Consider the following 10,933-nt stretch of genomic DNA (forward strand, 5'->3'; position numbering starts at 1 on the left):
GATGACCTACCTCGATTGGCTTCGTCGCCGGTGGTGGATCCTGGTGTTGGCTGCCCTTCTCGGCGCGGGCGCCGGCCTGCTGGTGACGCAGCTCCAGACCCGCACCTACACCTCGACCACCTCACTGCTGGTCCGCCAGCTCGGCCCGGACGCCAACCCGACCGCCAAGGTCAACCTCGACACCGAGGCCCAGGTGGTCCGCTCCCTGGTGGTCGCCGAGCGGGCCCGCGCCCTGATCAAGACCGACATCCCCGCCGAGGAACTGGTCCGGACGCTGACCGTCAGCGTCCCGCCGAACAGCCAGGTCCTCCAGGTGACCTACTCGGCCGGCACCCCCGAGGCCGCCCAGGCAGGTTCGCACTCCTTCGCGCAGGCGTACCTCGACCTACGGCTGGCGACCGCGACCAAGGCTATGGAAGGCGAGACCAGCGCGATCGAGCAGCAGATCGCCGACGTCCAGAAGCAGCTCGCCACGGTTGCCGGCCGGATCGCTGCGGCGCCGGCCAACTCGGCGGACCGGGCCCGGGCCGAGGCGGACCGCAGCGTCCTGACCAACCAGCTCGCCACACTCAACAGCCGGCTCAGCCCGCTGGTCACCTCGTCGCTCAACCCCGGCGAGATCATCTCCGACGCGCCGCTGCCCAAGAAGCCCAGCTCCCCCAACCAGACCCTCAACCTGGCCAGCGGCATGGGCGCCGGCCTGCTCTTCGGGATCGTGCTGGCCCTGGTCATCGACCGGCTCGACACCCGGGTCCGCCGAGGCCGCGACATCGCCGGCCGGCTGGGCCTGCCCGTCCTGCTGGAGCTGCCGGCGCGGGCCCCGTCGATGACCGTGCTGCCCCCGGGCCACCATTTGGCGCGAGAGCTGGGGCGGCTGCGTAACGTGCTGCTCTCCACCCTGCCCGAGCCACAGCCCGGGCGCGGCCGGCAACTGCTGCTCACCGGCGCCTCCGCCGGCCCGGCGGCCGGGTTCGTCGCCGGCAACCTGGCCGCCGCGTTCGCCCGGACGGGTCAGCAGGTGGCCGTGGTGACCACCAAGGCCAACTCCCCGCTCGCCGCGATGCTGGGCGGCGTCAAGGCCCGGCACACCCTGGCCGACGTACTCCGCCGGGACGTCAGCGCCCTCGCGGCGCTCACCCCGGCACCCGGCCTCGGGCAGTTGCGGGTCCTGCTCCCCGGTGACCTGGACGCCGAGGCGGAACTGCCGGTCGCCGGGCTGCTGGAGGTCCTCGCCGAGCTGGCCGGACGCTTCGACCATGTGCTGATCGAGACCGCACCGCCGACCGTCGCGGTGGAGGCCCAGGCCCTGGCCCCGCACGTGGACGCGGTGATCCTGGTGGTCGAGCGCGGCCGGACCCGCAGCAGCGAGATCACCGCCGCGCTCCGTCAGTTCGAGCAGGTGGACGCCCCGGTCCTGGGCGCGGTGCTGGCCCCCCGGCTCTCCGAAGGCAGCGGCCCGGACGTAACGGCGGAGTCCCGTCCGGCGACGCTCCGGCCCCGACCAAACCCGGTCTTCAATAACCGGCAGCCTCCGGCCGGTCCGCAGCCCAACGTGGAATCCACCATGATCCTGCCCCGGATGAAGGACCAGGGCGGCAAACCCGTGCCACCGGCCACCAAGGCCGCCGCCCCGGTACCCCGCCCGGCCCCGAAGCCGGCCCCGCCCGCTCCTCCGCAGGGCCGGAACCCGGGTGCCACCGTCTACCGCTCCTCGCAGGACGTGAACCGACCGACCGGGCCGAACCGGAACCCGCTGGCGCTCGACGCGGTGGAGGACCGGGAGTGAAGCGCCGGGAGATACTCGGCGCGGCCGTGGCAGCGGCCCTGGTCGCCGGGGTCACCGCCGGATGCGCGGAGCCGGCACCCCCGCCTGCCACCGACGTGGTCGACCCGGGTACGCCCGCACCGAAGCCCAGCCCCACCCCGCTGCCGCTCGCACCCCTCTCCGGCCTGCCGGTCACCCGGGCGGAGGTGGCCGCCCGACCGGCGGTCGCCGCACCGGTCTGGGTCACCGCGACCACCACGCCGGCCGGTCTCGACGCGGCCGACCTGGTCTACCAGGAGTTCGCCGAGTCGGGCAGCCTGCACCTGACCGCGGTCTTCCAGTCCCGGGACGCCACCCGGATCGGCCCGGTGACCGAGATCCGACCGGTCGACATCCGGAGCGTCGGGGTGCTGCGTCCGGTCGTCGCCTACACCGGCGGGCCGACCGGTTTCCTCAGCCAGTTCAAGGACTCCGGCCTGACCGGGGTGACCCCGACCAGCCGGAAGGCGGCCTTCTCGGCCGGCTACACCTCCACGGCGGCACTGCTCGCCGCCGCCCCGGCCGGTGGCACCGCCCCCACCGCCCTGTTCCAGCACGCCGAGACCGGCACCCCGCTGGCCGCCCAGGACGTCACCACCGCCGCCACGCTGACCATCACCGCCCCCGGGCACCCGGCCCAGACCTGGCGGTACGACCCGGCCAGCGGGATGTGGCAGGGCCGGGTGGGCCGGGCCACCGTCTCGGCCGCCTCGGTGGTCGTACTGACCATGCCGTACCGCACGCTGACCGTGCGCAAGCCCAACCCCCGCTCGCTGCCCGGCGCGCAGGTCTTCGGCGACGGGGCCGCGCTGGTGGTATCCGGGCCGGCCACCGCCAAGGCGAAGTGGCGCAAGCCAGGGCAAAACGCCGTCTGCCACGTCACCGACCTCTCCGGTGTCCCGATCCGTCCCCAACCCGGCACCGCCTGGGTGGTCTACGCACCGACCACGGCCAAGGTCACCGTGACATGAGGACCCTCGCCCCGATCCGGTCCCACGAGGAGCCGGGGCCGGCCGGCATCCCGACCAGCGGCGGACCGGCCCACGGCACGCGGGCCGGGCTCGGCCGCTGGTCGCTGCGGCTACCACCGGCCTGGCCGGTCACCGCGCTCTTCGTGCTCTACCCGGCGTGGTGGGCGCTGGGGCTGCCCTCGTTCATCTTCGCCATCCTGGCCGTGCCGATGGCCTTCCAGCTCTACCGCAAGGGCACGGTACGCGTCCCGCCCGGCTTCGGCATCTGGCTGATCCTGCTGGTCTGGGTGGTGCTCTCCGGGCTGATGCTGGACCTGACCGCCCCGGACACCCTGCCGCCGTCCGGGTCCGGCCGGTACATCGGCTGGGCCATCCGGGTGATGAACTACACCGCGCTGACCGTGACGATGCTCTACGTCATCAACCTGAGCGAGCGGGAACTGCCCCGGCACCGGCTGGTCCGGCTCTTCGGGTTCATGGCCGTGGTCACCATCGTCGGCGGGTACGTCGGCGCGCTCTTCCCCCAGCTCAAGTTCATCGCACCACTGAACTACGTCCTGCCGGCCGCCATCGCGAAGGAACCCTTCGTCAACCGGCTGATGCACGTCGAGGTCGCCCAGGTCCAGGAGGTGCTGGCGGGGGAGGCGAGTTCACCCCGACCCGCCGCCCCGTTCGAGTACACGAACACCTGGGGCGAAAACATGGCCATCCTGCTCATCTGGTTCATCGTGGGCTGGGTGGTGCTGGGCGGTGGATTCCGCCGGTTCACCGGGTACGCGCTGGTGGTCGCGGCGATCTTCCCGATCGTGTACTCGCTCAACCGGGGTCTCTGGATCGGCCTGGTGATCGCGGCGGTGTACGTGGCGATCCGGCTCGCGCTGCGCGGCCGGATAGCGGTGCTGGCCGGCCTGGCCCTGGCCACCGCGCTCGGCGGGGTGCTCATCCTCGCCTCCCCGCTCGGCAACCTGCTCAACGAGCGAATGGCCAACGGGCACAGCGACGACATCCGGGCGACCCTGTCCAACGGCGCGGTCAACGCGGCGAACCACTCCCCGGTGCTGGGGTACGGCGCCAACCGGGCCCTGATCGGCAGCAACCGGTCCATCGCGGTGGGCAAGTCGGCCGACTGCAAACAGTGCGGCAACCGGGAACTCGGCAGCAACGGCCAGCTGTGGAACCTGCTCACCGGGCAGGGCTACGTGGGTGCCTTCTGCTACAGCGCGTTCTTCCTCTGGTGCCTGTGGCGGTTCCGGCACGACCACACCCCGATCGGCATCGCCGGTAGCCTCGTGCTCATCCTGATGCTCTTCTTCCAGTTCCTCTACGGCTCGCTGAACACCACCCTGGCGTACGGGCTGATCAGTGTGGCCCTCCTCACCCGCAACGACGTCCACGTCCGGGCAGCCCGCCGGGAGGCACTCGCCGCCCGGGCGGCCCGGACCGAAGGTGCCGAACTGCGGGCCCGCCTCGAACGGGGGAACCACTGATGGTTGTCCGGCCGCCGGTCGGCGGTGACGCGCGCTCGGCGTACCTGCCCGAGCTGGCCACGCAGGTCTGGCCGCCACCGGCCGACGCGACCCTGCGACGCGGCGGCGCCGGCTACACCGTGGTCCCCTCGGCAGCCCGCCCCCGGCTGCTGGTGCCGGCGGGGTCCCGCCGGGCTGCGGCCAGCGCGATCCGGCACTCCACCGAGGCGGTCGGGCTGAAGGCCCGGCTCAAGCGGCAGGTCCTGGCTACCGCGTTCCGCACCGGCCTGGGTCCGCTCGCCTTCCGGGACCGGCTGGTGATCGACGCGGGTCCCGAATCGTTCGCTGAACGGATGGCCGACGTGCTGGGCCGGCCGGCCCTGCTGAGCATCCACGTCAGCCCGGCACGGGCCAACCGCAAGCCGGTGGTGCAGCTACTCGGCCAGCGTGGCGAGCCGCTCGGCTACGCCAAACTCGGCGTGGACCCGCTCACCCGGAAGCTGGTCGACGCGGAGGCGTCCGCGCTGCGCCGGCTCGGCTCGGTCAGGATTCCCGGGGTCACCGTCGCCGAGGTGCTGCACCACGGTCCGTGGGGTGGGCACGCGCTGCTGGTGCAGAGTGCCCTGCCGGTCGGTCTGCCCCGGGCGGCCCCGACCGCCGCCGCCGAGGGCGAGCGGGCCGCGATGGTCGCGGTGAGCGGCTGTCTGGGCACCACCCGGGAGCCGTACGCTGCCAGCGGTTACGCCAACCGGCTGGCCGGTACGGTGGCGGAGCTGGGCGACCGGCCGGAGACCGGGCGGTTGCAGGCGATCCTGGCCGGGGTGACCCGGGTCGACCCGGTGCTGACCTTCGGGGCCTGGCACGGTGACTGGAACGGCGGCAACAGCGCGGTTCTGGCCGACGGGCGGGTGCTGGTGTGGGACTGGGAACGGTTCGACACCGGGGTTCCGGCCGGGTACGACGCCCTGCACCGGCGGTTGCAGACGGCGGTGACCCGGGCCGGTACGGAACCGGTGGCGGCGGCCCGGGACCTGCTGGCCGGGGCGGCCGGCACGCTGGCCCCGTTCGGCCAGCCGGCCGGTGCGGCCGACCTGGTGGCGGTGCTCTACCTGGTCGAGCTGGCCGCCCGGTACCTGCACGACCGGCAGGCCGAGGCGGGTGCCCGGCTGGGGCACGTGGCCGCCTGGCTGCTGCCGGCGGTGGAAGATCACCTGGCCAACCGGGCCGGTGAGGGAGGAGTGGCGAAGTGACCCTGGTGAAGGCGCAGGCCCGGCGGGCGGTCCGCTCGGTGAGCCGCACGGTGGGCCGGTGGACGGCCGGTTCGCGCCTGGCCCCCGACTTCCTCATCGTGGGCGCCCAGCGGTGCGGCACGACCTCCCTGTTCAAGACGCTCGCCCAGCATCCGGGGGTGCTGCCGGCGACGTACCACAAGGGTGTGCACTACTTCGACACCGGTTACGACCAGGGAATGAACTGGTACCTCGGGCACTTCCCGACGGTGAAGCGGGCGGAGGCGGTCCGGGAGCGGCTCGGGGTACGGGCGGTGACCGGTGAGTCGAGTCCGTACTACATGTTCCACCCGCTGGCCGGGGAGCGGATCGCCCGGGACCTGCCGGAGGTACGGCTGCTGGTGCTGCTGCGCGACCCGGTGGAGCGGGCCTACTCCGCGCACACCCACGAGTCGGCGCGCGGCTTCGAGTCGGAGCCGTTCGAGCGGGCCCTGGAGCTGGAGCAGTCCCGGATCGCCGGTGAGCGGGAGAAGCTGGTCGCCGATCCGACGTACCACTCGCACCACTACCAGCACAACGCCTACCTGAGCCGGGGCCAGTACATCGAGCAGCTGGAACGGCTGGAGGGGATCTTCGGCCGGGACCGGCTGCACGTCATCGACGCCGACGACTTCTTCGCCGAGCCGAGGCCGGCCTTCGACGCGGTCTGCGACTTCCTCGGGCTGCCGCACTGGGCGGACATCTCGTTCGGCAAGCACAACGCACGGTCCCGGTCGCCGATGGATCCGGCGTTGCGGGCCCGGCTGGAGGAGCACTTCGTCCCGTACGACGATCGGCTGGCTGCCTGGTGGGGACGCGTACCGTCGTGGCGTCGATAGCACCGCCCCGGCCGGCGGACGCCGGGCTGGGCGGCGCCGCCCGGCACGGGGTGACCAACCTGCTCGGGGTGGCGGTCGCGGCGATCGCCGGGTTCGGGCTGAACGTGGTGGTCACCCGGAACTGGTCGAAGGTCGACGCCGGTCTCTTCTTCACCACCACCAGCGCGTTCATGATCCTGTACGCGGCGGCCCGGCTCGGTACCGGCGTCGGCTCGGTCTACTTCATCAGCCGGTACCGCACCCTGGGCCAGCCGCACCGGATCCGCGCTTCGGTGCTGGTGGCGCTGGTCCCGGTGCTGCTGGTGGGGACGGTCCTCGCGGCGGTCGGCTGGTGGGCCGCCCCGGAACTGGTCGCGTTGACCTCCGCCGAGCCGGTCGACGGGGCGGTGCCGGCGCTGCGTGCCGTGCTGCTCTTCGTACCGGTCGCCGCCGTCTGTGACTTCGCGCTGGCCGCGTGCCGGGGCTTCGGCCGGATGCGACCGTTGCTGCTGATCGAGCGGGTGGGGCGGACCGGGCTGCAACTGCTCGGGGTCAGCCTGGCCGCACTGCTCGGGCTCTCCGCAGCCACGGCGCTGCCGCTGGCCTGGGCGGTGCCGTACCTGCCGGCCGGAGTGATCGCCCTGGTCTGGCTGGCCCGGCTGGTCCGGCGCGCGGAACGCGCCGCCGCCGCCGGGCCGGCCACCACGTCCGACGGTGGCGCCGGGGCACAAGTGGCCGACCGGCCGGTCGGGCTCCGGGAGGAGTTCGGCATCTACTGGCGGTACACCGGGCCCCGGGCCCTGACCAGCCTCGGGCAGATGGCCGTGCAGCGGATGGACATCGTCCTGCTCGGTGCGCTGCGCGGCCTGGCGGATGCGGCGACCTACACCGCCGCCACCCGGTTCCTGGCCCTCGGCCAGCTCTCCGGCCAGGCCCTCTCCACGGCCGTGCAGCACCGCCTGGCCGAACACCTGGTCCGGGACGACCGGGACGGGGCGGGCCGGCTGTACCAGGCCGCGACCGGTTGGCTGGTCCTGCTGGCCTGGCCGACCTACCTGCTCTTCGCCACCTTCGCCGAGCCGGTGCTGGCCATCTTCGGCGCCGAGTACCTCGCCGGCCGGTCGGTCACCGTCTATCTGGCCCTGACCATGCTGGTAGCCACCGGCTGCGGCATGGTCGACACGGTGCTGAACATGGCCGGCCGGACCGCTTGGACCTTCTACAACGCGCTGGCCGGCACCCTCGTCAACCTGGTGCTGAATCTGCTGCTCATCCCGCGGTACGGGATCATGGGCGCGGCGTTCGCCTGGTCGGCGTCGATCCTGATCAGCAATCTGGTGCCGCTGGCCCAGCTCTACTGGGCGTACCGGCTGCACCCGTTCGGCCGGGGCACGCTGACCGCGGCCGGGTTGGCCGTGGCCTGCTACGGGCTGCCCCCGCTGCTGGCCCGCCCGGTGTTCGGGGACGGGCTGCCGGTGCTGGTGGCGGCCGCCGTGGTCGGCACCCTCGGGTACGCCGCACTGGTCTGGCGGGCCCGCCGGGCCCTGCAACTCGACGCTCTGCGCACGCTACGGCGTGGCCGGCGGCGTTGACGTTATTCCACACTTGACGTTCATCGCCGGCCACCGGCGGTATCGGTACGGGGAGGTGCGGGAAGAGTGAACCGAGTCCGCGGCGTGCTGGCGGTCCTGCTGGGATCGGCCCTCGTCTTGACGGCCTGCCAGGGTGACCCGGCGCCACCGTCGTTCACCCCGCCGACCAGCGCACCCCCGGTGGTCACCCCCCGGCCAGCCGATGGTCTCGCCACCACCGGTTGGGGGCCGGAGATCCCGGCCCAGGGTGCCTGGCTCGGCGCATGGGTCCGCCCCGACGGGCCGGAGAACCCAGCCAGCCGGGTCGCGGCGCTGACCGCGTTCGGTGAGCAGACCGGCGGGAAGGTCGCGGTGGGCCACATGTTCCACGACTGGGCCAAGAAGTTCCCGAGCCCGACCGAGCGGGCCTACCTCGAAGCCGGGATGCTGCCGCTGGTCTCCTGGTCCGGCACCGACACCCGGTCCATCACCAGCGGCGTCTACGACCAGCTCATCCGGCGCCGGGCCGAGGAGATCAAGAAGTTGGGCGTACCGATCCTGCTGCGCTGGCGCTGGGAGATGGACCGGCCGAACCTCGCCGCCAGCGTCCGCTCGCCGGAGGACTACGTCGCGGCCTGGAAGCACATCCGGGCCATCTTCACCGAGGTCGGCACCACCAACGCCGGTTTCGTCTGGTGCCCGCACGTGCTCGGGTTCGTCGAGCCCGGCCGGAACGCCGCCGCGTACTACCCGGGCGACGACCAGGTCGACTGGCTCTGCACGGACGTCTACCCGGGCCCGGACTTCGACGGTTTCGCCCCGCAGATGGACACGTTCATGGCCTTCGCCAGCAAGCACCCCCGGCCGGTGCTCATCGGCGAGTTCGGCGTGACCACCGCCGGCAAGCCGGGGCAACGGGGCGGCTGGCTCCGCGAGGCCCACGACTACGTCAAGCGGCACCCGCAGATCAAGGCGGTGGTCTACTTCGCGCAGAAGAACGAGAAGCCGAAGTACGACAGCACCTTCGACAACGACCCGGAAGGACTCGCCGCCTACCGCGAGTTCGCCACCGACCCGTACTTCGCGGTGCCACCGCCCGACGCGGTGCTGCCCAACCGGTGACGGGTCAACCGTTCGTGGTGGGACGACCGCCGCCCGGTGTTCCGCCCGTCGGGTCCTCGGGCATTACGATGACCCCGGGGTAGACGCGGCGCGCCTAGTGCGTCAATGTGTGCTGACGCTTCTGTCCGCGCGTGCCCCTCCCGATCAGCCCCACCGCCTGCGCGTCGCCCGATCCGCAGGGGAAGCGTTCGCGACCCCCAGACGTTCACCCGGAGTTGCCCGTGGCCCATCTCCCGGCAGTAACCCGCCGATCCCTCGCGGCCCTGGTCGCCGCCGTCACCGTGGCCGGCCTGACCAGCGCCGCCCCCGCGCCGGCCGCCCTGCCGCCCGCCGCCTGGGTGGCCACCGCGCCAGCGCACAGCACGCTGGTCGCCGGCGTGCCCGCCAACAACACCCCAGACATCACCGACGGTACGGTCTTCGCCATCCACGACGCCGGGACGAAGGTGATCGCCGCCGGTTCGTTCAGCAAGGTGGAGAACCGGAACTCCGACGTCAGCATCCCGCGCACCTACGTACTCGCCTTCGACAAGGCCACCGGCACGGTCGACGAGGCGTTCGCCCCCACGGTCGACGGCGAGGTCCGGGCGGTCATCGCCGGCCCGACCGCCGGGACCGTCTACATCGCGGGGAACTTCAACACCGTCAACGGGGTCACCCGGCGCAAGCTGGCCCTGCTCAACCTCGCCGACGGCAGCCTGACCGCCGGCTTCGCCGGGCCGGCCTTCAACGGCCTGGTGATGGACGTCGTGCTCTTCGGCAACCGGCTGCTGGTGGGCGGCATCTTCACCACCGCCGGCAACGCCAACCCGCGCGGCGGTCTCGCCTCGCTCAACGCCGCCACCGGCGCCCTGGACAGCTACCTGACCACCACGCTGACCGAGAACCACAACTGGGACGGGGTCAGCGGGGCCAAGGCCGGGGTGGGCGCGGAGAAGCTGGCGCTGGCCCCGGACGGCAGCAGTCTGGTGGTGATCGGCAACTTCAAGAAGGCCGACGGGGTGCTGCACGACCAGATCGTCAAGCTCGACCTGGGCGAGACGTCGGCCACCATCGCCGACTGGAACACCAGCCGCTACACGCCGCGCTGCGCGTACAAGGCGTTCGACTCGTACGTGCGGGACGTGACCTTCGCCCCGGACAGCAGCTACTTCGTGGTGGTCACCACCGGCGCCGGTTTCGTGGACACGCTCTGCGACGCCGCGGCCCGGTTCGAGGCCAACGCGACCGGCAGCGACCTCCAGCCGACCTGGGTCGCGTACTCCGGCGGGGACACGTTCCTCTCGGTGGGCATCAGCGAGCAGGCCGTCTACGTCGGTGGGCACCTCCGCTGGGTCAACAACAGCCTCGGCAAGGACAAGGCCCAGCCGGGTGCGGTCGGCCGGGCCAGCCTCGCCGCGCTCGACCCGGTCAACGGGCTGCCGCTGGCCTGGAACCCGGGCCGGCACCCGCGCGGCTACGGCGTCGCCGAGATGCTGGTCACCCCGCAGGGCATCTGGATCGGCAGCGACCAGTCGTGGATCGGCAACTTCCAGTACCGGCGGGAGCGCATCGCGTTCTTCCCGCTGGCCGGCGGTCGGGCGCCGCACGCCACCACCAGCGCCGGCCTGCCCGGCAAGGTCTACCAGGTCGGTGGCCTCCAGTCGTCGAAGTACCCGGTGAAGATGGGCCGGGTGCACATCAAGCCGGCTGACGGCAGCCGTCCGCCGATCGAGGGCGCGACCCGGCCGGGCCCGGTGCCCGAGCCGCACCGGGTGCTGGTCCGCTCCTACGACGGGGCGACCACGGTCGGCGCGCAGACCGCCCTGGTCAACTCGGACGCCACCCTGTGGGCGAACACCAAGGGCGCGTTCTGGGTCGGTGGCACGCTCTTCTACGGCATGGGCAGCACGCTCCACCGCCGCAGCTTCAAC

General features: G+C 72.7%; 7 protein-coding genes and 1 pseudogene. All 8 read left to right on the plus strand.

The features are described from left to right. The first annotated feature begins 1 nt into the window (after nucleotide 1). The gene (locus tag V6U90_RS27450; protein WP_334442656.1) at nucleotides 2-1,786 is read left to right on the plus strand and encodes a Wzz/FepE/Etk N-terminal domain-containing protein; all 1,785 of its coding nucleotides are present in this window, start codon (nucleotides 2-4) and stop codon (nucleotides 1,784-1,786) included. After that, the gene (locus V6U90_RS27455) at nucleotides 1,783-2,775 is read left to right on the plus strand and encodes a DUF3048 domain-containing protein (protein WP_334442639.1); all 993 of its coding nucleotides are present in this window, start codon (nucleotides 1,783-1,785) and stop codon (nucleotides 2,773-2,775) included. The genes V6U90_RS27450 and V6U90_RS27455 overlap by 4 nt, the downstream gene beginning before the upstream one ends. Beyond that, a complete protein-coding gene (locus V6U90_RS27460; protein WP_334442641.1) occupies nucleotides 2,772-4,262 on the plus strand; it encodes an O-antigen ligase family protein in 1,491 nt (496 codons plus the stop codon). Before V6U90_RS27455 ends, V6U90_RS27460 begins: the two co-directional genes overlap by 4 nt. Further along, a complete protein-coding gene (locus V6U90_RS27465; RefSeq protein ID WP_334442643.1) occupies nucleotides 4,262-5,491 on the plus strand; it encodes a hypothetical protein in 1,230 nt (409 codons plus the stop codon). Before V6U90_RS27460 ends, V6U90_RS27465 begins: the two co-directional genes overlap by 1 nt. Further along, complete coding sequence (locus tag V6U90_RS27470) at nucleotides 5,488-6,348, plus strand: sulfotransferase (protein WP_334442645.1); 861 nt, start codon at nucleotides 5,488-5,490, stop codon at nucleotides 6,346-6,348. Before V6U90_RS27465 ends, V6U90_RS27470 begins: the two co-directional genes overlap by 4 nt. Next, entirely contained in the window at nucleotides 6,336-7,919 is a 1,584-nt protein-coding gene (locus tag V6U90_RS27475) for a lipopolysaccharide biosynthesis protein (protein ID WP_334442647.1), read from the plus strand. The genes V6U90_RS27470 and V6U90_RS27475 overlap by 13 nt, the downstream gene beginning before the upstream one ends. 66 nt (nucleotides 7,920-7,985) lie before the next feature. Next, on the plus strand, nucleotides 7,986-9,020 hold the full coding sequence (locus V6U90_RS27480; protein WP_334442649.1) for a glycoside hydrolase family 26 protein: 1,035 nt from the start codon (nucleotides 7,986-7,988) through the stop codon (nucleotides 9,018-9,020). A gap of 221 nt (nucleotides 9,021-9,241) precedes the next feature. Beyond that, nucleotides 9,242-10,933 (plus strand): annotated as a pseudogene (locus tag V6U90_RS27485) (hypothetical protein); the annotation flags it as partial.

Source organism: Micromonospora sp. CPCC 206060 (genome assembly GCF_036906895.1).
Classification (GTDB): Bacteria; Actinomycetota; Actinomycetes; order Mycobacteriales; family Micromonosporaceae; genus Micromonospora.

Excerpts from the sequence above, each read along its gene's own strand:
- V6U90_RS27450 (WP_334442656.1), top strand. The coding sequence starts at position 2 with ATGACCTACCTCGATTGGCTTCGTCGCCGGTGGTGGATCCTGGTGTTG.
- V6U90_RS27465 (WP_334442643.1), top strand. The coding sequence starts at position 4,262 with ATGGTTGTCCGGCCGCCGGTCGGCGGTGACGCGCGCTCGGCGTACCTG.
- V6U90_RS27460 (WP_334442641.1), top strand. The coding sequence starts at position 2,772 with ATGAGGACCCTCGCCCCGATCCGGTCCCACGAGGAGCCGGGGCCGGCC.